Source organism: Burkholderia sp. MSMB1589WGS (genome assembly GCF_001636105.1).
GTDB lineage: Bacteria > Pseudomonadota > Gammaproteobacteria > Burkholderiales > Burkholderiaceae > Burkholderia > Burkholderia humptydooensis.
This window is the reverse complement of record NZ_LNJT01000004.1, coordinates 57,392-82,518: the sequence shown is the minus strand read 5'-3', so window position 1 is coordinate 82,518 and position 25,127 is coordinate 57,392. Positions and strand designations below refer to the sequence as shown.

Below are 25,127 nucleotides of genomic sequence, written 5' to 3'. Positions count from 1 at the left end.
CGCGCCCGCTTGTCGCGTTCAGACGACGCGCTTGTCCCTGAGCGCCGCGATCGCCGCGTCGCCGTAGCCGAGCATGTCGCGCAGCACCGCTTCCGTATGCTCGCCGAGCAGCGGCGGCGCGCTGCGCGCATCGGGCGGCGTCTCGCTCATCCGGATCGGGTTGCGCACGAGCTTCACGGTCGCCCCGCTCGGATGCGGCAGCTCGACCTGCATGCCGCGCGCGCGCACCTGCTCGTCGTCGAACACTTCGGCGAGATCGTTGATCGGCCCGCACGGCACGCCGAGCGCCTCGAGCGCGTCGAGCCACTCGCGCTTCGTGCGTGTCTTCGTCATCTCGGCGATGATCGGCACGAGCGTGTCGCGGTGGCGCACGCGCGCCGGATTCGTCGCGAAGCGCGCATCGTCGGCGAGCGCCGCCCGCCCGCCCGCCTCGACGAACTTGCGGAACTGGCCGTCGTTGCCGACCGCGACGATGATCCAGCCGTCGCTCGTCTCGAACGTCTGGTACGGCACGATGTTCGGATGCGCGTTGCCCCAGCGCACGGGCGGCTTGCCGCTCGCGAGGAAGTTCGTGTTCATGTTCGCGAGGAGCGCGACCTGCACGTCGAGGAGCGCCATGTCGACGTGCTGGCCTTCGCCCGTGCGGTCGCGGTGCGCGAGCGCGGCGAGGATCGCGATCGTCGAGTAGAGGCCCGTCGCGAGATCGGCGATCGCGACGCCCGCTTTCTGCGGGCCGCCGCCCGGCAGGCCGTCGCGCTCGCCCGTGATGCTCATGAAGCCGCCCATCCCCTGGATGATGAAGTCGTAGCCGGCGCGGTGCGCATACGGGCCCGTCTGGCCAAAGCCCGTCACCGAGCAGTAGACGAGGCCGGGCTTCGCGGCCGCGAGCGACGCATAGTCGAGCCCGTATTTCGCGAGCTGGCCGACCTTGTAGTTCTCGAGCACGACGTCGCATTGCGCGGCGAGCTCGCGAACGATCCGCTGGCCCTCGGGCGTCGCGATGTCGACCGTCACCGAGCGCTTGTTGCGGTTCGCGGCGAGGTAGTACGCGGCCTCGCGGGTGTCGGCGCCGTCCGGCGTCTTCAGGTAGGGCGGGCCCCAGTGCCGGGTGTCGTCGCCGAGCTCCGGGCGCTCGACCTTGATCACGTCGGCGCCGAGATCGGCAAGCGTCTGCGCGCACCACGGGCCCGCGAGCACGCGGCTCAGGTCCAGGACGCGGATATGGCTGAGGGCTCCCATCTTCGATCAGTCTCCTCTGTTGGCTGCGCTGTCGGCCGGCCTGCGCCCGCGGGCGTCGCGCCGGGCATGGCGCGATCGCGCGGGGCGAGGCCCGGTTGTGTCTCCCGCCGCATCTTAAAGCGATTCGTGCGCGGCTGTCGCGCGAGCGGGGCGGCGCAGGCGCGGCGGCGGTTCGACGCAGGCGCGCGGATCGCGGCGCGATCCGCGCGAATTGCTCGGATCGGGCGGAACCTGCGCGGCGCGACGACGTGAGCGCGACGTGCTCCGACGAAATGCCGGCGAGACGTTTCGCGGAAGTCTCGCTGAACCGCCGCCCGGCCCGTCGCCCCGGGCGGGCCGCCGTCCGCCCGGGACGCCCGCCGGCCGCGACGGCGGATCTATCCCGTATAATCGATTGTTTCAGAAACCCGCCGCCGCCCGCTTGAGCCGGAGCGGCCGGCGCTCAACCCAGTTTTGGCCCGACCGTCCCCGCACGCTATGAAAGCCGCCGAAATCCGCGAGAAATTCCTCAAGTTCTTCGAATCGAAGGGCCACACGATCGTCCGCTCGTCGAGCCTCGTGCCCGGCAACGACCCCACGCTGCTCTTCACCAATTCGGGGATGGTGCAGTTCAAGGACGTGTTCCTCGGCGCGGAGACGCGCCCGTACTCCCGCGCCACCACCGCGCAGCGCAGCGTGCGCGCGGGCGGCAAGCACAACGATCTCGAGAACGTCGGCTACACCGCGCGCCACCACACGTTCTTCGAGATGCTCGGCAACTTCTCGTTCGGCGATTACTTCAAGCGCGACGCGATCCACTACGCCTGGGAGCTGCTGACGGCCGTCTACAAGCTGCCCGCCGACAAGCTCTGGGTCACCGTCTACCACGACGACGACGAGGCCTACGACATCTGGGCGAAGGAAGTCGGCGTGCCCGCCGAGCGGATCATCCGGATCGGCGACAACAAGGGCGCGCGCTACGCGTCGGACAACTTCTGGCAGATGGGCGACACGGGCCCCTGCGGCCCGTGCTCGGAAATCTTCTACGATCACGGCCCGGACGTGTGGGGCGGCCCGCCGGGGTCGCCGCAGGAAGACGGCGACCGCTACATCGAGATCTGGAACCTCGTGTTCATGCAGTTCAACCGCGACGCGCAGGGCAACATGACGCGCCTGCCGAAGCCGTGCGTCGACACCGGCATGGGCCTCGAGCGGATCGCGGCCGTGCTGCAGCACGTGCACAGCAACTACGAGATCGACCTGTTCCAGAATCTGATCAAGGCGTCGGCGCGCGAAACGGGCGTCGCCGACCTCGCGAACAACTCGCTGAAGGTGATCGCCGATCACATCCGCGCGTGCTCGTTCCTGATCGTCGACGGCGTGATTCCCGGCAACGAGGGCCGCGGCTACGTGCTGCGCCGGATCGTGCGCCGCGCGATCCGCCACGGCTACAAGCTCGGCCGCAAGGGGCCGTTCTTCCACCGGCTCGTGGCGGACCTCGTCGCCGAGATGGGCGCCGCCTATCCGGAGCTGAAGGAAGCCGAGCCGCGCGTGACCGACGTGCTGCGCCAGGAGGAAGAGCGCTTCTTCGAGACGATCGAGCACGGGATGTCGATCCTCGAGGCGGCGCTGGCCGATCTCGAGGCCGCGGGCGGCAAGACGCTCGACGGCGAACTCGCGTTCAAGCTGCACGACACGTACGGCTTCCCGCTCGATCTGACGGCTGACGTGTGCCGCGAGCGCGGCGTGACGGTCGACGAGCCCGCGTTCGACGACGCGATGGCGCGCCAGCGCGAGCAGGCGCGCGCGGCGGGCAAGTTCAGGGCGACGCAGGGCCTCGAATACACGGGCGCGAAGACGACGTTCCACGGCTACGAGGAAATCGCGTTCGACGACGCGAAGGTCGTCGCGCTGTACGTCGAAGGCGCGTCGGTCGGCGAGGTGAAGGCGGGCGAGAGCGCGGTCGTCGTGCTCGACCACACGCCGTTCTACGCGGAATCGGGCGGCCAGGTCGGCGATCAGGGCGTGCTCGCGAATGCGGCCACGCGTTTCGCTGTCGCCGATACGCTGAAGGTCCAGGCCGACGTGATCGGCCACCACGGCGAGCTCGAGCAGGGCGTGCTGAAGGTCGGCGACGTGGTTCGCGGGGAGATCGACGCCGGGCGCCGCGCGCGCACCGCGCGCAACCATTCGGCGACGCACCTGATGCACAAGGCGCTGCGCGACGTGCTCGGCTCGCACGTGCAGCAGAAGGGTTCGCTCGTCGACGCGGACAAGACCCGCTTCGACTTCGCGCACAACGCGCCGTTGACCGACGATGAAATCCGCCGCGTCGAGGACATCGTCAACGAGCAGGTGCTCGCGAACGCGCCGGGCATCGTGCGCGTGATGCCGTACGACGACGCGGTGAAGGGCGGCGCGATGGCGCTCTTCGGCGAGAAGTACGGCGACGAGGTGCGCGTGCTCGATCTCGGCTTCTCGCGCGAGCTGTGCGGCGGCACGCACGTGCACCGCACGGGCGACATCGGCCTCTTCAAGATCGTCGCCGAAGGCGGCGTGGCGGCGGGCATTCGCCGCGTCGAGGCGATCACGGGCGACAACGCGGTGCGCTACGTGCAGGCGCTCGACGCGCGCGTGAACGCAGCGGCGGCCGCGCTGAAGGCGCAGCCGTCCGAGCTGCTGCAGCGGATCGGCCAGGTGCAGGATCAGGTCAAGTCGCTAGAGAAGGAGCTTGCCGCGCTGAAATCGAAGCTCGCGTCGAGCCAGGGCGACGAGCTCGCGCAGCAGGCGGTCGAGGTGGGCGGCGTGCATGTGCTCGCCGCGACGCTCGACGGCGCCGATGCGAAGACGCTGCGCGAAACCGTCGACAGGCTGAAGGACAAGCTCAAGAGCGCGGCGATCGTGCTCGCGGCGGTCGACGGCGGCAAGGTGAGCCTGATCGCCGGCGTCACCGCGGACGCAAGCAAGAAGGTGAAGGCGGGCGAACTCGTCAACTTCGTCGCGCAGCAGGTGGGCGGCAAGGGCGGCGGCCGGCCGGACATGGCGCAGGCGGGCGGCACGGAGCCGGCGAACCTGCCGGCAGCGCTCGCGGGCGTCAAGGGCTGGGTCGAGGCGCGGCTGTAACGCGGCCGGGCGGCGCGCCGGGAATCGGCGTGCCGTTTTCGTGCCGTTCGCGGCGGGGGCACGGCATCGCGTGGCTCGCGGCGCGCTTCGCAGGCCGCGCGTTTGCGCCACAGGAGGGCCGAGTCGATCGGCGCGGCGGTGACAGGCCGACCGCACGCAGTGGTCTCGGCGATTTTTGCTTCGACGAGGTTTGCGGCGATTCGCGATGCGAACGATGCATCCGCGCATGCCGCGCGTCAGGCGGGCAGCGTCTCGTGCGCCGTGCCGCGCCGCGCGCGCCGGCGCGCGACCTTCGCCGCTTCGTTCGCCGCGACGTCGGTCGCGTTCGCCGCCGCGGCGGCGTCGCGCAGTGCGTCGCGCAGCGCGGCGAGCGCCGCCGAGAAATGCCCTTGACGCCAGACTAGCATCGTATCGATCGGCGGCATGCCGACGATCGGATGCACGCCGAGGCTGGCCGGCTCGCGCTGGACGGCGAGCACCGAGCGCGGCGCGACCGCGACGCCCGCGCCCGCCGCGACGCACGCGACGATCGCGTGGTACGAGCCGAGTTCGAGCACGCGCTCGGGCTTCAAGCCGTATGCCGCGTACCAGCGCTCGACGCAGCCGCGGTACGCGCAGCCGCGCTCGAACGCGACGAGCGTCGGCAGCAGCACGTCGCGCGGCGTGCGCACGCGCGGGTGGCCGCGCGGCGTCAGCAGCACGAGTTCCTCGGTGAACGCGGCAGCGGTCTCGAACGGCTCGCCGAACGCTTCGGAGCCGGCCGGCGTCGCGACGAGCGCGGCATCGAGCTCGAAATCGCGCACGAGACTGATCAGCTTGCCGGTCGTGCCGGTGACGAGCTCGAGCGTGACGTCGGGCCATGCCTGGTGGTAGCGGGCGAGAAAAGCGGGCAGGCGGCTTGCCGCGGTGCTTTCCATCGCGCCGAGCCGCAGCCGGCCGCGCGGCCTGTTTTCGGTGACCGCGTGGCGCGCCTCGTCGGCGAGCGCGAGCAGGCGCTCCGCGTACGGCAGCAGCGTCTCGCCGGCGGGCGTGAGCACGAGCCGGCGGCCGTCGCGCACGAAAAGCGGCGCGCCGAGCTGTTCCTCCAGTTGCTTGATGCGGGTCGTGACGTTCGATTGCACGCGATTGAGCTTCGCCGCCGCGCGCGTCACGCCGTTCTCGCGCACGACCGCGCGGAAGATCGCCAGGGCCGCCAGATCCATGATTCTCTCCGTGGGATGGATCGAATCTGAATTATTCATTTTTCGAGAACGGTTGGTCAAGTTAGCATCGAGTCGACTTTGGCCATGACCTTGACCTTGCCGCGACGCTTCCGGCCCTATGGGGGCGGCCGCATCGCCCTCGAAACGATGAGCTCCCCTCCTTCTTCCCGCGGCGTGGCCGGTGCGCCGAACCATCCGTTGTCCGGCGAACGCGCGGCGCGCGACGCGGCGCTTGCGGGCGCGGCGGCGCTCGCGGTCGCGCTCGGCGTCGGGCGTTTTGCATTCACGCCGCTGCTGCCGCTGATGCTCGCGGGCGGCGAGCTCGACATCCGGCACGGCGGCTGGCTCGCGTCCGCGAATTACGCCGGCTATTTCGTCGGCGCGATGGCATGCGCGCGCATCGCCGTCGATCCGGCGCGGATGGTGCGCATCGGGCTCGCGGCGACGGTCGCGCTGACGCTCGCGATGGGAATCGCAAGCCCGTTCTGGCTGTGGGCGCTCGTGCGCTTCGTCGGCGGCGCGGTCAGCGCGTGCACGTTCGTATTCGCGTCGCAGTGGGGGTTGCGGCGCGTCGTCGAGCACGGCGCGCCCGCGTGGGGCGGCGTGATCTATACGGGGCCGGGGATCGGGATCGTCGCGACCGGGCTGATCGGCTTCGCATTGGCGGGGCGGCATGCGGCGCTCGGGTGGATCGGGTTCGCGGCGGCGTCGGCGGTGCTGTCGGCGCTCGTGTGGCGCGCATTCGCGCCGGCGGCGTGCGAGTGGAGGCGTGATGCGGGCGGCCCGCATGCCGGCGGCGATGCGGGTGCCGCAGCCGGTGGGCGCGGCGCGGCAAATGCGGGGCGTGCGGCGGACTCGGCCAACGCAGTCGACGAAGCGACAGCGGCAACCCCAAGAAATTCCATGCCGGCGGGCATCGGCGGCCAGCGCGGAGCGGTCGCCGCGCCGGACGCATCGCCGGCCGCCAGCCGCCGCGATGCGTTCTGGCTCGTGCTCCTCTACGGCCTGCCGGGCTTCGGCTACATCATCACCGCGACCTTCCTGCCGGTGATCGCCCGTGCGGCGCTGCCCGCGCATTCGCCTTGGCCCGATCTGTTCTGGCCGATGTTCGGCGCGGCGCTGATCGTCGGCGCGCTGGCCGGCGCGCGGCTGCCGAGCCGCTGGGACAACCGTCTGCTGCTCGCCGCATGTTGCGTCGTGCAGGCGGTTGGCGTCGCGCTCGGCATCGTCTGGCCGACGGCGCCCGGATTCGCGCTCGGCAGCGCGCTCGTCGGCTTGCCGTTCAACGCGATCACGCTGTTCGCGATGCGCGAAGCGCGCCGCCTGCGCGGCGAGCGCGCAGCGGGCCTGATGGGCTATGCGACGGCGTCATACGGCGTCGGACAGATCGTCGGGCCGCTCGCGGCCGTACCGCTCGCCGCGCACGCGGGATCGTTCACGCCGGCGCTCTGGCTTGCATCGGCGGTGCTGGCGGCGGGGGCGGCGGGGTTCGCAGCCGTTGCGTCGAGCGCCTCGCGTACGGCGACGCGCGACCGCGGGATCGGATGAGCGCTCGACGGACGGCCGGATCGCGGAGCGGCCGCGGGCTGTGAGCGTGCCGGCCGAGTCGATGCCGACTGCACGTCGACGTGTCGAACTTTGCGTCGGGCGAGCCGACACGCCGCACGCGCCGCCGCGCTTTCGTTTCGAATGCGCGGATCGCCGACACGACACGGCGGCGTTTCGCGATCCTCCACGATGACGATGCCGGCCGACCTCCGGCGCGGACCGCCAGGTCGTCGCCGGGCGCGCGCCGTGTCGGTCGACGCGCGCCGCGCGCATCGAAGCGATGCGGCGTATTTCGTGAAAGCACGGACTTCCGGTCGTCGGCCGCTATGCAATAATTGATTCATCAGTGCGTGCTAGTCCTTCGCGCGTCGCGCGACGGGCCCCTGGCATAACGACTGCCTTGGAGGTGCACTGTGTTTCGTCAAACGCTTGGCCGCGCCCTGATTCACGCTGCAGCGCTCGGGGCAGTGCTTGCCGGCTTCGCCTGCCTGCAGCCGACGCAGATCGCAGCGGGCACGCTGTCGCCGTCCGCGAAGGCGAAGCGAATCGCGCAGACCGGTCCCGCGGGGCCGATCGATTTTCCCACGCTCGTCGAACGATACGGACCCGCGGTCGTCAGCGTGAGCGTGCCCGCGCAGGAGCCGCAGATGTCGGCGTCCGGTCTCGAGGCGCTCGATCCCGACGATCCGTTCTTCGCGTACTTCAAGTCCGCCGCGCAGCCGCCCGTGTCGCTGGACAACGGGCCGCGCGCGATGGCGGGCGCCGGGTCCGGTTTCATCGTCAGCGCCGACGGGATCATCCTGACGACCGCCTACGTGGTCGGCCAGGCGAGCGAAGCGACGGTCCGGCTGATCGACCGGCGCGAATTCAAGGCGCGGGTGCTCGCGGTTGACGACCAGAGCGACGTGGCCATCCTGCAGATCGACGCGACGAGGCTGCCGACCGTGCGGCTCGGCAATTCGTCCCGGGTGCGCGCAGGCGAGCCGGTGCTGACGATCGGCACGCCAGACGGCTCGGCGAACACGGTGACGATGGGCATCGTCAGCGCGACGTCGCGCACGCTGCCCGACGGCGGCAGCTTCCCGTTCTTCCAGACCGACGTGACCGGCAACCTCGACAACTCGGGGGGGCCGGTGTTCAATCGCGCGGGCGAGGTGATCGGCATCGACGTGCAAATCTACGGAAGCGGCGATCGCAATCCGGCCGTGACGTTTGCGATTCCGATCGACATGGCGGCCAAGGTGCGCGCGCAGGTGCTGCAAGCGCAGCAGCAAGCACAGCAACAAGCGCGGCAGCAGGCGCAGCCGCCGGTTCCGCCGGCGACGCGGACGCAGCCGGCGCAGCGCGCGGCGGCGCAGAACGGGCTCGGCGTCGACGTGCAGGACGTCGGCCCCGGGCTCGCGGCGGCGTTCGGCTTGCCGCGGCCGGCGGGCGCGCTCGTCAACGCGGTCGAGCCGGGGTCGCCCGCGGCCGTGGCCGGCCTGAAGCCGGGCGACGTGATCGTGCAGATCGGCGACAGGCCCGTCGGCGGCTCGTCCGAGCTCACCGGCGACGTGGCGGCGCTGCCGCCCGCGGCGAGCACGCCGATCACGCTGATCCGCAACCGGATGCCGATGACAGTGATGCTCGGTGCGAGTGCGGCGGCGGGCGTGTCGTCGGCGGCGGGGAACGCGCGCGCGGGCCGCAGCGAGGCGGGTGGCGCGGACCGCCTCGGCCTGACGATGCATCCGCTGACGGACGACGAGCGCCGCTCGACGGGATTGCCTGTCGGCATGGTGGTCGACGCGGTGCGCGGGCCGGCGGCGAGCGCGGGCATTCGGCCGGGCGACGTCGTGCTGGAATTCGACGATACGCTGATCGAGACGCCGGACATGGTGCCGGCGTTGGAGGCGAAGGCGGGGAAGACAGTCGCGGTGTTGATTCAGCGGGGGAGCGAGCGGAAGTTCGTATCGGTGAAGGCGCGCTGAAGAGGAGGCGCGAGTGGGCGCCGGCGGGGAGCGATCGCGCGATGGTCGGTGCCGGGTTGCCGGGTTGTGGCCGGGGGGCGTCGTCAAGGCCGGAACGCGGTTCGCCGCCCGCGTCCGTGCCGTTCGAACTCGCTAGAATGAGGTCTTCACGACCCGAACAGCCGGCCGGATTCGCCCGACGCGTTCGGAAGAACGAATCGACTCGCCCCCGACAATGACCACCGCAGACTACCGTTTCTGTCCTCGCTGCGCGCGAGCGCTCGCCGAGCGCGCCGATCCCGTCGAGGAGGGCGGCCGCGTGCGCCGCGCGTGTCCCGACGCAACCTGCGGCTACGTCCACTGGAACAACCCGGTGCCCGTCGTCGCGGCGATCGTCGAGTACGAAGGCAGGATTCTGCTCGCGCGCAACGCCGCATGGCCCGAGGGAATGTTCGCGCTCATCACCGGCTTCCTCGAGCACAGCGAGACGCCCGAGGCGGGCATCGCGCGCGAAGTGCGCGAGGAGACGTCGCTCGAGGCCGAATCGGTGACGCTCGTCGGCGTCTACGAATTCATCCGCAAGAACGAACTGATCATCGCATATCACGTGCGTGCGAACGGGACGATTCGCCTGTCGCCCGAGCTGCTCGAGTATCGGCTCATCGACCCGCCGAAGCTGCGCCCGTGGCGGGCGGGCACCGGCCAGGCGGTCGCCGACTGGATGCGCGCGCGCGGCCTCGAGTTCGAATTCGTCGATTTCCCTGGGGCCGCCGCGAACAACGGATAACGAACGATAACGGATGACGGCGGGAACCCGCCATGACGACGTAGCAACGTGACGAGCCGGCGGGGCGCGTCGCGCCGCCCGCTGCCCGCGATGCCCGCGTCAGCCGGCGCGCGCCGCCTGCACCGCGGTGCCGTAGCACAGCACCTCGGTCACGCCCGACGCGATCTCGGTCGCGTCGTAGCGCATCCCGACGATCGCGTTGCCGCCCAGCCGCCGCGCCTCGTCGACCATCCGCTCGTAAGCGTCCTGCCGCGCGCGCTCGCACAGCGACGTGTAGAGCGAGATGTGGCCGCCGAACAGCGTTTGAATCGATGCGCCGAACGTGCCGACGATCGAGCGCGAACGCACGACGATGCCGCGCGCGACGCCGAGCGAGCGTTCGATCCGGTAGCCCGGGAGGTCGAAAGCGGTCGTGATGAGCTGCGGATCTGCCATGATGTGTCCTCGTCGATGTGAAAATGTCCTTGCGCCGCGCCTCTTGGAATTTGCCGCAATCTATGCTTTTCTGTGCGGCACGCCCCGCGTGCGCCGCGCCCGGCGTCGCATGTTCGCCCGGACGGCGGCCGCTTGTCCAGCGCCGGGCCGCGCGCCGGCCGCGCTTGCGCGGCGGCGGGGCGATTCGAACGAGCGCGATCGAAGGAGACTTCCCGTGGCCTACATCCATTACCTGACGCACATCCATCTCGGCGACGACGCGCTCGCGATGCTCGGCGCCGAGTGCGCGCGCAGCGGCATCGCGCGGCCGCTCGTCGTGACGGACAAGGGCGTCGCGGAGGCGGGGCTCGTCGATCGCGCGCTCGAGGCGCTCGGGGCGGGCGCGCTGCCGGTGTTCGACGACACGCCGTCGAACCCGACGGAGGCGGCCGTGCTCGCCGCCGCGGCGCGCTATCGCGACGAAGGCTGCGACGGGCTCGTCGCGGTCGGCGGCGGCTCGGCGATCGATCTTGCGAAGGGCGTCGCGATCGCGGCGACGCATCCGGCGCCGCTCACGCAATACGCGACGATCGAGGGCGGCAGCGACCGGATCGGCGCAGGCGTCGCGCCGCTCATCGCGGTGCCGACGACGTCGGGCACGGGTAGCGAGGTCGCGCGCGGCGCGATCCTGATCCTTACCGACGGCCGCAAGCTCGGCTTCCATTCGTGGCATCTGCTGCCGAAGGCGGCGATCTGCGATCCGTCGCTCACGCTCGGCCTGCCGCCGGGGCTCACGGCCGCGACCGGCATGGACGCGATTGCGCACTGCATCGAGACCTTCCTCGCGCCGGCGTTCAATCCGCCCGCCGACGGCATCGCGCTCGACGGTCTCGAGCGCGCGTGGGCGCACATCGAGCGCGCGACGCGCGACGGGGGCGACCGCGCCGCGCGCCTCGCGATGATGAGCGCATCGATGCAGGGCGCGATGGCGTTCCAGAAAGGGCTCGGCTGCGTGCATTCGCTGTCGCATCCGCTGGGCGGCGTGAAGGTGAACGGCAGGACGTCGCTGCATCACGGCACGCTGAACGCGGTCGTGCTGCCCGCGGTGCTGCGCTTCAACGAAAGCGCGCCGACCGTCGTCGCCGAGCGCCGCTATGCGCGGATGCGACGCGTGATGAACCTGCCGGAGAATGCGGACCTGCCGCAGGCGCTGCACGACATGACCGCGCGCCTCGGCCTGCCGACGGGCCTCGCGCAAATGGGCGTCGACGCGCGCGTGTTCGACCACGTGATCGAAGGCGCGCTCGCCGATCATTGCCACAAGACGAATCCGCGCATCGCGTCGGCCGACGATTACCGGCGCATGCTCGTCGAATCGCTGTGACGGCGGCGGGCGCGCCGCCGCCATCGCCGCTATCACCGCCGTCGCCATTGCCGCCGCCATTGCCGTCGCCGCGCGACCGACCGGCCATTCTCAACCCATCGTCAAGCAACCGTTTCTTCGCATCGCGCCGACATGTCCTCGACCAAACCCGTTCCGCTGCCGCGCAGCGCCTATCGCCACTTCCTGCCGATCACGACGCGCTGGATGGACAACGACGTCTACGGGCACGTGAACAACGTCGTCTACTACAGCTACTTCGATACGGTCGTCAACGAATACCTGATCCGCCGCGGCGTGCTCGACGTCGAGCGCGGCGAGACGATCGGCCTCGTCGTCGAGACGCAGTGCAGCTACTTCGCGCCGCTCGTGTTTCCGCAGCGCGTCGAGGCGGGGCTGCGGGTCGCGCGGCTCGGCTCGTCGAGCGTGCGCTACGAGGTCGGCCTCTTTGCCCACGGCGAAGCGTCGGCTGCCGCGCAAGGGCACTTCGTGCACGTGTACGTCGATCGCGCGACGCGCCGTCCGGTGCCGCTGCCCGAGCCGTTGCGGGCCGCGCTCGCGCCGCTCGCCGGGCAGGCGGCCTGACGCGGTGCAGTCGATCGTTCTCGATTTGCTGAACGGCCTGAGCTACGGGCTGTTGCTGTTCATGCTGTGCGCGGGGCTCACGCTCATCTTCAGCATGCTCGGCGTGCTCAATTTCGCGCATGCGAGCTTCTACATGCTCGGCGCATACGCAGGCTACGCGATCGCCGCGCGCACGAGCTTCTGGGTCGCGCTCGTCGCCGCGCCGCTCGTCGTCGGCGCGTTCGGCGCACTGTGCGAGCGCACGCTGCTCAGGCGGGTGAGGGCGAGCGGCCATCTCGACGAATTGCTGCTCACGTTCGGGCTCGCGTATCTGATCGCCGAAGGCGTGAAGCTCGTCTGGGGGCTCGCGCCGCTCGCCGCGCCCGTGCCCGCCGTGCTCGACGGCGCGGCGTTCACCGTCTACGGCGCCGTTTTCCCGCGTTATCGCGCGTTCATGATGATCGTGTCGATCGCGATGCTCGGCGCGCTGTGGGCGGTGCTGCGCGTGTCGCAGACGGGGCTCGTCGTGCGCGCGGCGCTCACGCATCGCGCGGCCGTCGAGGCGCTCGGCCATGACGTGCCGCGCGTGATGACGCTCGTGTTCGCCGCGGGCACCGCGCTCGCCGCGCTCGCCGGCGTGATCGGCGCGCCGCTCGCGGTGATCGAGCCCGCGATGGCGCAGACGCTCGGCTCGGTCGTGTTCGCGGTGGTCGTGATCGGCGGGCTCGGCTCGCTCGCGGGCGCGCTCGTCGCGTCGCTCGCGGTCGGCTGCGCGCAGACGTTCGCGACGGCGAGCCGCGCATCGCTCGGCGACGCGGCGCAGTGGGCGGGCATCGCGCTGCCCGGCGCGTGGCGCGCGCTGACGCTCGCGCAGCTCGCGCCGCTGATTCCGTATCTGCTGCTCGTCGCGGTGCTCGCGTGCCGCGCGCGCGGCCTGCTCGGCGAGCGCGCCGATGTCTAGCGGCGCGCTCGCCGTGAGAAGCCGCTTGCCGGAAGCGCTGTCGTGGCTCGCGCTCGTCGCGCTGCTCGTCGTGCCCGCGCTCGCGTGGCCGCGCGGCTGGATGCTCGGCTATCTCGCGCAGACGGCCGCGATGATCGTGCTCGCGCTGTCGTACAACCTGCTGCTCGGCACGACGGGGCTGCTGTCGTTCGGGCACGCGGCGTTTGCGGGGCTCGGCGCGTTCGCCGCCGCGCACGGCTTCAATCGCTACGGCCTGCCGCTGCCGTTCGTGCCGCTCGCGGGCGGCGTCGCGGGCGCGGCGTTCGGCGCGCTGCTCGGCTTCGTCGCGACGCGCCGCGCGGGCACCGCGTTCGCGATGATCACGCTCGGGCTCGGCGAGCTCGTCGCGGCCGCCGCGTGGAGCGTGCCCGACTGGTTCGGCGGCGCGGGCGGCGTGTCGATCGACCGCGCGGCCGGCCCCGCGCTTGCCGCGTGGGATTTCGGCAAGCCGATGCATGCGTATGCGTTGATCGCCGCCTGGTGCGTCGCGGCGGCGGTCGCGATGCGCATGCTCGTGCGCACGCCATTCGCGCGGCTCGCGAACGCGGTGCGCGACAATCCGGCGCGCGTCGCCGCGCTCGGCACCGATCCGCGCCGCGTGCGCTACGCGATGGCGATCGCGGCCGCGTTCTTCGCCGGCGTGTCGGGCGCGCTGACGCTGATCGACGTCGAGGTCGCGACGTCGGAGAGCGTCGGGATGCTGCGCTCGGGCGCGGTGCTGTTCGCAACGGTGATCGGCGGCGCGACGGCGTTCTTCGGGCCCGTCGTCGGCGCGGTGCTGCTGACCTTCTTCAGCGTGTTCGTCGCGAGCGTGTCGCGCGCGTGGCTGCTGTATCTCGGGCTGCTGTTCGTCGCCGTCGTGCTCGCCGCGCCGGGCGGCGCGAGCGGCTGGTGGCGCGCGCGACGGCGGCGCGCGGCGCGCCTCGGCGGGCGATGCGAGCCTGTCGGCGCGCTCTTCGGCGCGGGCGTGGCGCTCGCCGGCGGCGTCGCGATCGTGTTCGTCGTCGAGCTCGCGTATGCGTTGCAGTTCGCGCAGGACGACGGGCGGCGCGCCGTGATCGGACCTTGGCGATTCGATGCGCTCGCGCCGCTCGGCTGGGGGATCGCGGCGGTCGCGGCGGCGCTCGCCGCAGGCCTCGCGTATGCGGCGCGGCGGCGCGGCGCGCATCGCGCGAATCCGTCGGCCGCCGATGGGACGGACACGAGCGGCGTGCCAGGCGGATCGGTTGCGCCGGGCGCATGCAACACGGCCGATGCGGCAAGTGCGGCCGACGTGACGAGCGCGCGTCGTGCGGCGGGCGTGCGCGACGACGCGTCATCGCCATCGTTCGCGACGATCGCCGCCGCGGGAGCCGCCGCAGCCGTTCCCGGCCGCGACGGCGTGCACGCGGCGAGCGCGCCGCCCGCGTTGCGCGTGACGAACGTCGGCAAGTCGTTCGGCGCGACGCGGGTGCTCGCCGGCATCGATCTGACGATCCGCTGCGGCGAGCGCCATGCGCTGATCGGCCCGAACGGCGCCGGCAAGTCGACGCTCTTCAATCTGATCGCGGGCGCGCTTGCGCCGACGCACGGCCGCATCGCGCTGAACGGCGTCGAGCTCGGGCGGCGGCCGCCGCACGCGGTCGCGCGCCTCGGGCTTGCGCGCAGCTTCCAGCAGACGAGCGTGTTCGCGCGGATGACCGTGCTCGACAACCTGCGATGCGCGGCGCTGCACGCGCCGCGCGAGCGCCGCCGCTGGCGCAGCCGGCTTGCCGGCGCCGCCGCGCTCGATCGCGCGGCCGACGCGGCGCTCGCGTCGATCGGCCTCGCCGCGCGCCGCGACGCGCTCGCGGGCAGTCTGAGCTACGCGGAGCAGCGCGCGCTCGACGTCGGGCTCGCGCTCGCGAGCGGCGCGTCGGTGTTCCTGTTCGACGAGCCGACGGCGGGAATGAGCCGCGAGCAGGCGCGCGAGACGATCGAGCTGATCCGCCGCGCGACGGCGGGCAAGACGGTGCTGATGATCGAGCACGACATGGACGCGGTGTTCGGCTTCGCCGATCGCGTATCGGTGCTCGTGCGCGGCGAGCTGGTCGCGACCGGCTCGCCCGCGGCGATCCGCTCGAACGCGGCCGTGCGCGCCGCGTATCTCGGCGAGGCGTTCGAGCGATGAGCGCGCTCCTCGAATTGCGCGGCGTGCGCGCCGGATACGGCGCGCTGCCGGTGCTCGACGGCGTGGACTTGCGGATCGCGGCGGGCGAGGCCGTCGCGCTCGTCGGCCGCAACGGCTCGGGCCGCTCGACGCTCGCGAAGGCGATCATGGGAATGGTGCCGGTGGCGGGGACGGTGCGCATCGACGGCATCGACGTCGCGGGCGCGCCGACGTTCGCGATCGCGCGGCGTCGCGTCGGCTATGTGGCCGAGAGCCGCGACGTGTTCGCGCTCCTGAGCGTCGAGGACAATCTGCGGCTCGGCCTGCGCGGCGTGTCGGGCGCGGCCGCGCGCGCGGCGCTCGCCGCCGCGCGCGAGCGCCATCCGATGCTCGCCGAGCGCTGGCGCACGAAGGCGGGCGTGCTGTCGGGCGGCGAGCAGCAGATGCTCGCGCTCGCGCGCGCGTTGATCGGCGCGCCGCGCGTGCTGATCGTCGACGAGCCGGCCGAAGGGCTCGCGCCGCTCGCCGTCGAGCAGATCCGCGCGTGTCTCGCCGGCGCGAAGGCGCAAGGCGTCGCGCTGCTGCTGATCGAGCAGCGGATGCGGCTCGCGCCGGCGCTGGCGTCGCGGGTCGCGGTAATGGGGCGGGGGAGGATCGTCTACGACGGCGCGGCGAACGCGCTCGATGCGGGCGTCGTCGAGCGTTGGCTCAGCGTCGGCTGACGGGCGAGCCGGCCTCCGCCGTCGCCGCCATGACTGCCATTACCGCCCGCCGCTCAGCATCCACTCGTGCGCCGGATCGTTCTTGAAGTGCCACACGCGGGTCGGCCCGGCCATCACGTTCAGATAGTACGATTCATACCCGTAAGGCACGACGACCGGGTGATAGCCGCGCGGCACGAGCACGACGTCGTGGTCGCAGGCGGCCATCGATTCGTCGAGGTCGCGCGAATCGGTGTACACGCGCTGGAACACGAAGCCCTGCGGCGGATGCACACGATGGTAGTACGTCTCCTCGAGCGAGCTTTCGGCGGGCACGTTGTCGGTGTCGTGCTTGTGCGGCGGATAGCTCGACGAGTGTCCGGACGGCGTGCGCACCTCGACGACGAGCAGCGACTCCGCGGGCTCGGTCTGCGGCAGGATATCGCAGACGTAGCGCGTGTTCGCGCCGCTGCCGCGCACCGAGCGCTGCATCTGCGACGGCTTGATGAGCCGCGCCGGGTAGCGGCCGGTCGCGGGCGCGCTCGCGACGCCGAGCTCCGCGTCGCGCGACGCGCGCACGGTAACGGCGAGCTTCGGCGGCAGGTACAGCGCGTAAGGCGCGACGCCGTCGAACACGCTGTCGCGCGAGCCGAGCTCGGTCCAGCGCGTGCCGTCGCCCGCTTCGATATCGACGGTGCCCGTCAGCACGACGATGCACATTTCGCGCGCGGCCTCGGCGAGCTCGAGCGCCTCGCCCGCCTTCAGCCGATACGCGGCGAAGCCGACGTGTTTCCAGTGCGCCGATTCCGGCGTGACGCGCGCGATCGACGTGCCGTCGCCCGCGCCCTTGACGAGCAGACTCATTTAAGCCGCCTCCTGATGACCGACGGGCGAAAGCGGCGCGTCGACGAGCGCGCGCAGCGTCCGGTAGCCCTTTTGCGCATACGCGTAGCTCGGCGCGACGGCCGGGTCCTGCTCGGCCTCGACGACGAGCCAGCCGCGATAGCCGTGGCGCTTGAGCATGTCGACGATCGTCGGGAAATCGATCGAGCCGTCGCCCGGCACCGTGAACGCACCCGCGATCACCGCGTCGAGAAAGCTCCAGTTGCGGTTGCGCGCGAGCCGGATCACGGCCGGGCGCACGTCCTTGCAATGGACGTGGCACACGCGGCCGATGTGCTTCGCGAGCTCGGCCGCCGGATCGCCGCCGCCGAACGTCATGTGGCCGGCGTCGAACAGCAGGCCCACCGCGTCGCTCGTGCTCGCCATCAGGCGGTCGACGTCGGCGGGGGATTCGACGTACGCGCCCATGTGATGGTGATAGGCGAGCCGCACGCCCCGCGCGAGCGTATGGCGCGCGAACGCATCGACGCGCTCGGCGTATGCGTCCCATTGCGCGCCGTCGACGAAGCGCGGGCGCTGGTAGAGCGGCGCGGGCGAGCCCTGGATCGAGCCGGCCACCTCGCCGTAGACCATCACCGTCGCGCCGTTCTTCGCGAGCAGATCGAGATGCGGGCCGACCGCATCGATCTCTTCCTGCACGCCGCGCTCGGCGAGCCGGCCCGAGTACCAGCCGGACACGAGCGACAGATCGTATTGCGCGAGGAGCGCCTTCAGCGCCTGAGGCTCGCGCGGGAATTTGTTGCCGAGCTCGAAGCCTTCGTAGCCGATCTCGCGGCCCTCGGTCAGCGCGACGGCGAGCGGCGTCTCGCCGCCGAGCGACGGCAGGTCGTCGTTCATCCACGACAGCGGATTGATGCCGATACGGATCTCGGGTGCGCTCATGTCGATGATTCCGGGGTAGAGGTTGAAGACGAAGCGCAAGCGGCGCCCGCGCGCGCGGCGACGTGCCGCTCGTAGTCCGCGCGCGCGCCGCGCACCGCGTCGCGCGGCGAGACTTCGGGCACCGCGACTTCCCACCACCAGCCGCCGTCGGGCGTCGTGCGGGCGGGATCGGTGTCGATGCAGATCACGTACGTGCGATCGGACGCGCGGGCGCGCGCCATCGCCGCCTCGAGCGCGGCGACGTCGGCGACGTGCTCCGCGTGCGCGCCGAGCGCGCGCGCGTGCGCGGCGAAATCGATGCGCGGCGCGCCGAGCGGGCCTTGCGCGCAATCGTCGAACAGGTTGTTGAACGGCGCGCCGCCGCACGCCTGCTGCAGCCGGTTGATGCAGCCGTAGCCGCGGTTGTCGAGCACGACGACGATCAGCTTCGCGCCGAGCATCACCGACGTCGCGATCTCGCTGTTCATCATCAGATAGCTGCCGTCGCCGACCATCACGATCACGTCGCGTTCGGGCTTCGCGAGCTTCGCGCCGAGCCCGCCCGCGATCTCGTAGCCCATGCACGAATAGCCGTATTCGACGTGGTAGCCGCCCGGCACCGCCGCGCGCCAGAGCTTGTGCAACTCGGCGGGCAGCGTGCCCGCCGCGCACACGGCGATGTCGCGCGCGGCTGAATCGGGCGCCGAGCGCTGGACGGCGCCGATCACGTCGGCGTCGTACGGCAGCGCGCCCGCGCGCGGCGGCGCGTGCGTGACGGCCGTCACGGCGTCGCGCCAGTTGCCGGCGAGCGCCTGCGCGCGTGCGGTCCACGCGGCGTCGGCGCGCCAGCCTTCGAGGCGTGCGCCCAGCGCGTCGAGCGCGAGCCGCGCGTCGGCCTGCACGACCGACGCGCGGTGTTTCAGCGCATCGAACGCATTCGCATTGATGCCGACGACGCGCGCGTGCGCGAACAGCGTGTTCGAGCCCGTCGTGAAATCCTGCAACCGCGTGCCGACCGCGATCACGCAGTCGGCGTCGTGCGCGAGCGCGTTCGCGGCGGGCGAGCCCGTCACGCCGATCGCGCCCGCGTTCAGCGGATGATCCCACGGCAGCGCGCTCTTGCCGGCCTGCGTCTCGCCGACCGGAATGCCGTGGCGCGCGGCGAACGCGGCGAGCGCGGCCGCGCCGCCTTCGCTGTACAGCGCGCCGCCGCCCGCGACGATGAACGGCCGCCTGGCCGCGCGCAACCGCGCGAGCGCCGCGTCGAGCTCCGCCTCGACGGGCGCGGGCGCATGAAACGTGACGACGCGCGGCGCGAAGAACTCGGCCGGGTAGTCGTGCGCCATCGCCTGCACGTCCTGCGGCAGCGCGAGCGTGACGGGGCCGCAGAGCGCCGCGTCGGTGAGCACGCGCAGCGCGCGCGGCAGCGCGGTGAGCAACTGCGCCGGATGCACGATCCGGTCGAAGTAGCGCGATACGGCCTTGAACGCGTCGTTCGCCGAGATCCCGCCGTCGTGGAAATCCTCGATCTGCTGCAGCACCGGGTCCGGCGCGCGCGACACGAACACGTCGCCCGGCAGCAGCAGCACCGGCAGCCGGTTCACGTGCGCGAGCGCGGCCGCGGTGACGAGGTTCGTCGCGCCGGGGCCGATCGACGTCGTCACGGCCATCATCCGGCGGCGCATGTGCGCCTTCGCGTACGCGATCGCGCTGTGCGCCATCGCCTGCTCGTTGTGCGCGCGGTAGGTCGGCAGCGCGTTGCGGTATTGATGCAGCGCTTCGCCCAGGCCCGCGACATTGCCGTGCCCGAAGATCGCGAACACGCCGCCGAACAGGGGCGCGCTGCTGTCGGCTGTGTCGCTGCCGCTGCCGCTGCCCGCCGCGACGCGCTGCGCGGCCAGATAGCGCACGAGCGCCTGCGCGGCGGTCAGGCGGACGGTGCCGCGGATGTTCGCGGCCGGATCGTCGATGAGGTCGTTCACGCTCGGGTTCCGTAGGATTTCGTCATCCATTGCTCTGCGGTTCATGCGCGCGCTCCTAGGCGGCCACGCGCGGCGCGGCCGCGTGCCGGCCGTGCGCGCGGGCGTCCGCGCGGGCCGCGCGCCACGCGCCGATCAGCGTCTCGAACGTCTGCCGCACGCGCGCGATCAGCCCGGCGTCGTCGATCTCGCCCGCGAGCCACGCGCGGCTCGGCTCGTGAAAGATCGTGCGGCCGACCGTGAAGCCGCGGCACGTCGCGGACGCGGCCGCCGCCCTGAAGCCGTCGGCGAGCTCGCCGACGGGCGCCGACAGCCCGAGCAGCACGACGCCGCGGCAGTACGGATCGCGCTCGGCGATCAGCGCGTCGATCGCCTGCCATTGGGCGGCGTCGAGCGGCGCGAGCTTCCACCATTCCGGATGGATGCCGAGGTTGTACAGGCGCTTGAGCGCGCGGTACACGGTGTCGGCCGCCTGCGGCAGATCCGCGCGGTGCGGCGGAATCACTTCGAGCAGCAGCTCGTGACCGCTCGCCTGCACCGCGTCATACAGCGCGCGCAACTGCGTTTCCTGCTCGATCCGCGGCTCGGCGGCCTCGTCCGGATGGTATTGGACGAGGCACTTCGCGACGTGCTCCTGCGGCCACGACACGAGCGTCGTGCCGATCGAGCGGCCGTGATCGAATTCGAGCGGGAGCGACCCCGGCAGTTCGACCGGGCGGCCGATCCACCAGCCGCGGCCCGTCGCGTCGTTGAGCGCGTCCTGGCCGTAGCGGTCGTCGATCAGCACGCCGATCCGGCCGGCGAGTCCGAGCTGCGCCTCCGTCTGCGCGACCGCCTCGACGAACAGGCGCTTGAGCGCATCGATGCGCGCGACGCTCGCGCCCGTTTGCCGCGCGAGCTCGAAGAACTGGTTGCGGTGATCGAACGCGAAGCCGAGCACCTCGTCGCGCGGCGTGCGCGCGGGCGTCACCCGATGCAGCCGCGCGAGCGTCGGGTCGAGATCGGGGCGGCGCATCCGCGCGGGATCGCGCCTCGCCTCGGCGAGGAAATACGCGAGCTCGGCGGGCGTCGGCATCGCGGGCGAGCAGCCGTGCCGCGACACGACGAGCGCGCCGCACGCGTTCGCCGCGCGCGCGGCGTCGGCGAACGGCCGGCCGCGCAGCCATTGCGACAGGAATCCCGACGCGAACGCATCGCCCGCGCCGAGCACGTTCATCACGTCGACCTCGACGCCGCCGATGATCGGCAGCGCGCCGAGCGCCGCGGGCACGTCGCCGTCGACGATCGAGCAGCCGAGCGGCCCGCGCTTGACGATGAGCGTCGCGCTCGTCACCGCGCGCACCATCGCGAGCGCATCGGGGAGCGCGTCCTTGCCGCCCGCGATGCGGAATTCCTCCTCGGTGCCGATCACCAGGTCGAAGAGCGGCAGGATCCGCTGCAGGTGCGCGGTCACGCCTTCGTTCGCGATGAAGCGCGTCTCGCCGTCGGCCTTGCCGGTCAGGCCCCACAGCACGGGGCGATAGTCGATGTCGAGCACCGTGCGCACCTGGTTGCGGCGCGCGTAGTCGAGCGCGCGGCGGCTCGCCCGCATCACCTGCTCGGTCGAGAAGTGCGTGCCGGTGATGAGGAGCGCCTTCGACGACGCGATGAACGCCTCATCGAAATCGTCTTCGTCGAGCGCCATGTCCGCGCAGTTCTCGCGATGGAAGACGAGCGGGAACGTGTCGCGGTCCTTCAGGCCGAGCAGCACGAGGGCGGTCAGGCGCTCGGGATCGGTGCGCAGGCGGCTCGTGTCGCAGCCTTCGCGCGCGAGCGTCTCGCGCACGAAGCGGCCCATGTGGTCGTGGCCGACGCGCGAGAGCATCGCCGATTTCAGGCCGAGCCGCGCGCAGCCGAACGCGATGTTGCCCGAGGAGCCGCCGAGATATTTCGCGAAGCTCGACGCATCCTCGAGCCGTGCGCCGATCTGCTGCGCGTAGAGATCGACGGCGACGCGGCCGATGCAGATCACGTCGAGCGGGCGGTTCTGCGCAAAGGGGGGAGTAGGGAAAGTCATCGCGAGTCCTGGATCAAATGGTCGCGCCGTCGAGTTCGGCGATCATCTTCTGCATCTCGGCGCCGCCCGCCATCATGTCGAGCACCTCGTTCTTGCTGATCGTGTCCTTCGTGAACGTGCCGAGCGAGCGGCCGCGGTTGAGCAGCGTGAACGAATCGCCGATCGGGTACGCGTGATGCACGTTGTGCGTGATGAAGATCACCGAGATTCCCTTCGCGCGCGCGGTGTGGATCAGCTTCAGCACGTTGAAGCTCTGCTTGACGCCGAGCGCGGCGGTCGGCTCGTCGAGGATCAGCACGCGCGCGCCGAAGTGGATCGCGCGCGCGATCGCGAGGCACTGGCGCTCGCCGCCCGACATCGTGCCGATCGGCTGGTGCGCGTCGCGCACGTTGATGCCCATCTCGGCGAGCTTCGTGCGGGCGATCTGCGCGCTCGAATCGAGATCCATCACGTTCACGAGGCCGAACAGCTTCTTCTGCGGCTCGCGGCCCATGAAGAAGTTGCGCGCGACGGACAAAAGCGGCACGAGCGCGAGGTCCTGGTAGACGGTCGCGATGCCGAGGTCGAGCGCGTCCTTCGGCGAATCGAACAGCACCGGCTTGCCGTCGACGAGATACTGCCCGTCGGACGGCTGGTGCACGCCCGCGAGCGTCTTGATGAGCGTCGACTTGCCGGCGCCGTTGTCGCCGAGCAGGCAATGCACCTCGCCGCGCTTGACGCGCAGCGTGACGCCCGACAGCGCGATCACCTTGCCGAAATACTTGCTGACGTTCTCGAGCGAGAGAATCGTATCGTTGGATGCTGGCGTGGACATGCTTGAACTCCGTTACGACTGCGACACGCGGCGGCGCACGTAGTGGTTGAACAGCACGGCGACGAGCAGCATCACGCCGAGGAACACGCGGAACCAGTCCGAGCTGATGTTCGTGTAGGTGATGCCGATCTGCACGACGCCGAAGATCAGCGCGCCGAACGCGGCGCCGATCACCGAGCCGTAGCCGCCCGTGAGCAGCGTGCCGCCGATCACCGCGGCGATGATCGCCTCGAATTCCTTCTGCAGCCCGCGGTCGGCCGCGGCCGAGCCGATGTCGGCCACCTGCAGCACGGCGAACAGGCACGCGCAGAACGCGGTCAGCACGAACAGCGAGATCTTCACGCGGCGCACCGGCACGCCGACGTTCTTCGCCGCGTGCGCGTCGCCGCCCGCCGCGAGGATCCAGTTGCCGTAGCGCGTCTTCGCGAGCACGAACGCACCGATCGCGGTGACGGCGAACCACCACAGGATCACCTTCGGCACGCCGGGCACGAGCGGCTCGCCGTTGTCGAGCAACTGGCCGACGCCCGCGTGCGCGAGCCAGCGGAACAGCTCGTGGAACGCGACGCCCTGAAACAGAAAGTGCACGACGGCGTCGGCGTGCGCGTAGTCGCCGAGGCCCGAGACGATCGTGCGGTCGGCGAACATGATGGACAGCGCGAGCGTCAGGCCGCGCAGGATGAACAGGAACGCGAGCGTGACGATGAACGACGGCAGCTTCGTGCGCATCACGAGATAGCCGTTCAGCGCGCCGAGCGCCATCGAGCCCGCGAACGCGAACAGCACCGCGAGCCAGATCGGCCAGTGGAAGTAGACGGTCGGGATCGCGACCATCATCCCGGCGAAGCCGATCATCGAGCCGATCGACAGGTCGAACTCGCCCGCGACCATCAGCAGGCACGCGCCGACGGCGAGAATGCCGAGGTAGGCCGCGACCTGCGACCAGTTCATGATCCCGTCGAGGTTGAACATCCCGGAGCCGCCCGCGCCGAACGCGAACACCGCGAACACGAGCACGGCGCCGGAAATCGCGGCGAACTCGGGACGGTTGAGAAAGCGCTGGAACCACGCTTCGCCGCGCAGCCGCTCGTCGGCCGCCGCGCCCGGCTGCGGCTTTTCGTGTGCGTGCGCTGACATGTGCTTGCCGACTACACCCATGATGTCTCCTTGATGCCCGGCGCGCGGCGCGTTCGGCTCCGCTTCGCCGGTAAAGCGCGCGGGCGTGCGCCCGCGCGTCGCGCGAATCGATGCGATGGACGTTAGCGGTACTGGCCCGCGTACTTGATCACCTTGTCGAGGTTCTCCTTCGTGATGAAGCCCGGGCCCGAGCGGATGTTCTTCGGCCCGTACGACGGCTGCAGCCCGTAGGTCGAGAGCCGCGCCTGGAATTTCGGGTTCGCCTCGAGGATCTGGCGGATCTTCGCGGGATCGGTGGTCTTGTTCTGCTTCGCGATCGCGAGCACGGCCACCGGGATGTAGCCCTGCAGGTACGGCTGCTGGTCGATCGCGAACTTGATCGCGCCGCTCTGGATCGCCTTCGCGATGTCGTCGGAGAAGTCGAACGTCGCGAAGAACAGCTTGTTCGCGAGGCCCATCTGCTGGACCGCCTTCAGCGACGCCGCGGCGGGCACCGGGCCGAGCGTGAGGATCGCCTGCGTGTTCGGGTGGTTGCGCAGATACGCGCTCACCTTCGACTGGATCTCGGTCGGGTCCTGGCCGGAGTCGATCGTCGAGCTCTTGTAGTCGGCGCCGATCGCGTCGGCGAAGCCGCGGCAGCGGTCGAACGACACGCTGTTGGTCGCGATGTGGTTCACGCAGACGAAGCTCTTCACGCCGGCCGCCTTCGCCTTCTCGCCCGCCGCGCGGCCCGCGACGTACTCGGGCTGGCCGACGTGCATGATCGCGCCCAGTTGCGCGCTCTGTTCCTCGGTGCCGGAGTTGATCGTCACGAGCGGGATCTTCTTCGCGGTGACTTTCTTCAGCGAATTCTTCAGCACGTCGTAATCGGCGATCGTCGTGATCACGCCGTCGTAGTCGCGCGCGGCCGATTGCTCGATCAGGCGCGCCATGTCGGCGATGTCGCCGTTCGGCGGATTGCGGTAGTCGGTCGTGACGTCGAAGTCCTCGTCCGCCTGCTTGATCGCGTTCTTGATCGTGTTCCACCACGAATCGGAATCGGGCGCGTGGCTGATCAGCGCGAAGCGCGCGCCTGCCGCCTGGGCGGCCGGGGCCGCGCCGCCCACGCCCGCCGCGACGGCGATCGCGGCGACGCATGCGCGCAGGACGGCCTTGCCGGTGCAAAGTCTCATGTCTCCACCTTTCTCTATCTGTCGTTTTCGGGCGAACGCAGATCGGGCCGCGTTCACGAGCAAGGTTAGGTCAACTCGCCGCGAATTGCAAAGAAAATTTTATTTATTGGTATGTTGGAAAATTTGTTCCATTTTGTGGGCGCAGTGCCTATACTCGGTGCACGACGACAAGACAACGGACAAGGCGTCCGGC

The 25,127-nt window shown here is 71.0% G+C and carries 19 protein-coding genes and 1 pseudogene; 10 read left to right on the top strand and 10 right to left on the bottom strand.

Annotated elements, in window-relative coordinates; genetic code table 11:
- Positions 1-18 precede the first annotated feature (18 nt).
- Positions 19-1,239: a CaiB/BaiF CoA-transferase family protein gene (locus WT16_RS01850; RefSeq protein ID WP_063532587.1), complete on the bottom strand. Its 1,221-nt coding sequence runs from the start codon at positions 1,237-1,239 to the stop codon at positions 19-21.
- Positions 1,240-1,716: 477 nt separating this feature from the next.
- Here WT16_RS01850 and alaS point away from each other — a divergent pair, with 477 nt between their 5' ends.
- Positions 1,717-4,341 (top strand): alanine--tRNA ligase, encoded by a 2,625-nt coding sequence (gene alaS, locus WT16_RS01845; RefSeq protein WP_063532586.1) that lies wholly within the window; start codon positions 1,717-1,719, stop codon positions 4,339-4,341.
- 236 nt (positions 4,342-4,577) lie between these two features.
- Here the strand turns inward: alaS and WT16_RS01840 are convergent, their stop codons facing one another.
- Positions 4,578-5,543 carry a LysR substrate-binding domain-containing protein gene (locus WT16_RS01840; protein WP_015600869.1) on the bottom strand — a complete coding sequence of 322 codons (966 nt, stop codon included), beginning with the start codon at positions 5,541-5,543 and terminating at the stop codon, positions 4,578-4,580.
- A 147-nt stretch (positions 5,544-5,690) separates the two neighbouring features.
- On the opposite strand from WT16_RS01840, the gene WT16_RS01835 reads away from it, so the two are divergent.
- From WT16_RS01835 to WT16_RS01825, 3 genes are all read left to right on the top strand, one after another.
- Positions 5,691-7,091: a YbfB/YjiJ family MFS transporter gene (locus WT16_RS01835; RefSeq protein ID WP_063532585.1), complete on the top strand. Its 1,401-nt coding sequence runs from the start codon at positions 5,691-5,693 to the stop codon at positions 7,089-7,091.
- Positions 7,092-7,504: 413 nt separating this feature from the next.
- Positions 7,505-9,058 carry a trypsin-like peptidase domain-containing protein gene (locus WT16_RS01830; protein ID WP_059929348.1) on the top strand — a complete coding sequence of 518 codons (1,554 nt, stop codon included), beginning with the start codon at positions 7,505-7,507 and terminating at the stop codon, positions 9,056-9,058.
- Between the two features lie 214 nt (positions 9,059-9,272).
- Entirely contained in the window at positions 9,273-9,824 is a 552-nt protein-coding gene (locus WT16_RS01825; RefSeq protein ID WP_006026456.1) for an NUDIX domain-containing protein, read from the top strand.
- A 99-nt stretch (positions 9,825-9,923) separates the two neighbouring features.
- Here WT16_RS01825 and WT16_RS01820 read toward each other — a convergent pair whose 3' ends face one another.
- Positions 9,924-10,259: a YbjQ family protein gene (locus tag WT16_RS01820; RefSeq protein ID WP_015601939.1), complete on the bottom strand. Its 336-nt coding sequence runs from the start codon at positions 10,257-10,259 to the stop codon at positions 9,924-9,926.
- A gap of 214 nt (positions 10,260-10,473) precedes the next feature.
- On the opposite strand from WT16_RS01820, the gene WT16_RS01815 reads away from it, so the two are divergent.
- The 6 genes and pseudogenes from WT16_RS01815 to WT16_RS01795 all read left to right on the top strand — a co-directional run bounded on the left by WT16_RS01815 (position 10,474) and on the right by WT16_RS01795 (position 16,033).
- Positions 10,474-11,622: an iron-containing alcohol dehydrogenase gene (locus tag WT16_RS01815; RefSeq protein WP_059929346.1), complete on the top strand. Its 1,149-nt coding sequence runs from the start codon at positions 10,474-10,476 to the stop codon at positions 11,620-11,622.
- A gap of 16 nt (positions 11,623-11,638) precedes the next feature.
- A pseudogene (locus WT16_RS35510) lies at positions 11,639-11,854 on the top strand (hypothetical protein); the annotation flags it as partial.
- Entirely contained in the window at positions 11,755-12,204 is a 450-nt protein-coding gene (locus WT16_RS01810; RefSeq protein ID WP_006026459.1) for a thioesterase family protein, read from the top strand. The pseudogene WT16_RS35510 and the gene WT16_RS01810, both read left to right, overlap by 100 nt.
- 4 nt (positions 12,205-12,208) lie before the next feature.
- Positions 12,209-13,144: a branched-chain amino acid ABC transporter permease gene (locus WT16_RS01805; RefSeq protein WP_015601720.1), complete on the top strand. Its 936-nt coding sequence runs from the start codon at positions 12,209-12,211 to the stop codon at positions 13,142-13,144.
- Entirely contained in the window at positions 13,137-15,332 is a 2,196-nt protein-coding gene (locus tag WT16_RS01800; protein WP_063532584.1) for a branched-chain amino acid ABC transporter ATP-binding protein/permease, read from the top strand. Before WT16_RS01805 ends, WT16_RS01800 begins: the two co-directional genes overlap by 8 nt.
- Complete coding sequence (locus WT16_RS01795; protein ID WP_006026462.1) at positions 15,329-16,033, top strand: ABC transporter ATP-binding protein; 705 nt, start codon at positions 15,329-15,331, stop codon at positions 16,031-16,033. The genes WT16_RS01800 and WT16_RS01795 overlap by 4 nt, the downstream gene beginning before the upstream one ends.
- 39 nt (positions 16,034-16,072) lie before the next feature.
- Here WT16_RS01795 and iolB read toward each other — a convergent pair whose 3' ends face one another.
- From iolB to WT16_RS01760, 7 genes are all read right to left on the bottom strand, one after another.
- On the bottom strand, positions 16,073-16,876 hold the full coding sequence (gene iolB / locus WT16_RS01790) for a 5-deoxy-glucuronate isomerase (RefSeq protein ID WP_015600920.1): 804 nt from the start codon (positions 16,874-16,876) through the stop codon (positions 16,073-16,075).
- Positions 16,877-17,797: a myo-inosose-2 dehydratase gene (gene iolE, locus WT16_RS01785; RefSeq protein WP_063532583.1), complete on the bottom strand. Its 921-nt coding sequence runs from the start codon at positions 17,795-17,797 to the stop codon at positions 16,877-16,879.
- Entirely contained in the window at positions 17,794-19,803 is a 2,010-nt protein-coding gene (gene iolD / locus WT16_RS01780) for a 3D-(3,5/4)-trihydroxycyclohexane-1,2-dione acylhydrolase (decyclizing) (protein ID WP_063532582.1), read from the bottom strand. The genes iolE and iolD overlap by 4 nt, the downstream gene beginning before the upstream one ends.
- A 10-nt stretch (positions 19,804-19,813) precedes the next feature.
- Positions 19,814-21,811, bottom strand: coding sequence for a 5-dehydro-2-deoxygluconokinase (gene iolC, locus WT16_RS01775; RefSeq protein WP_063532581.1), 1,998 nt, complete (start codon positions 21,809-21,811; stop codon positions 19,814-19,816).
- A 13-nt stretch (positions 21,812-21,824) separates the two neighbouring features.
- Entirely contained in the window at positions 21,825-22,625 is an 801-nt protein-coding gene (locus WT16_RS01770; RefSeq protein WP_006026467.1) for an ATP-binding cassette domain-containing protein, read from the bottom strand.
- A gap of 12 nt (positions 22,626-22,637) precedes the next feature.
- Positions 22,638-23,783: an ABC transporter permease gene (locus WT16_RS01765; protein ID WP_063532580.1), complete on the bottom strand. Its 1,146-nt coding sequence runs from the start codon at positions 23,781-23,783 to the stop codon at positions 22,638-22,640.
- 101 nt (positions 23,784-23,884) lie between these two features.
- Positions 23,885-24,934, bottom strand: coding sequence for a sugar ABC transporter substrate-binding protein (locus WT16_RS01760; protein WP_006026469.1), 1,050 nt, complete (start codon positions 24,932-24,934; stop codon positions 23,885-23,887).
- Between the last annotated feature and the right edge of the window lie 193 nt (positions 24,935-25,127).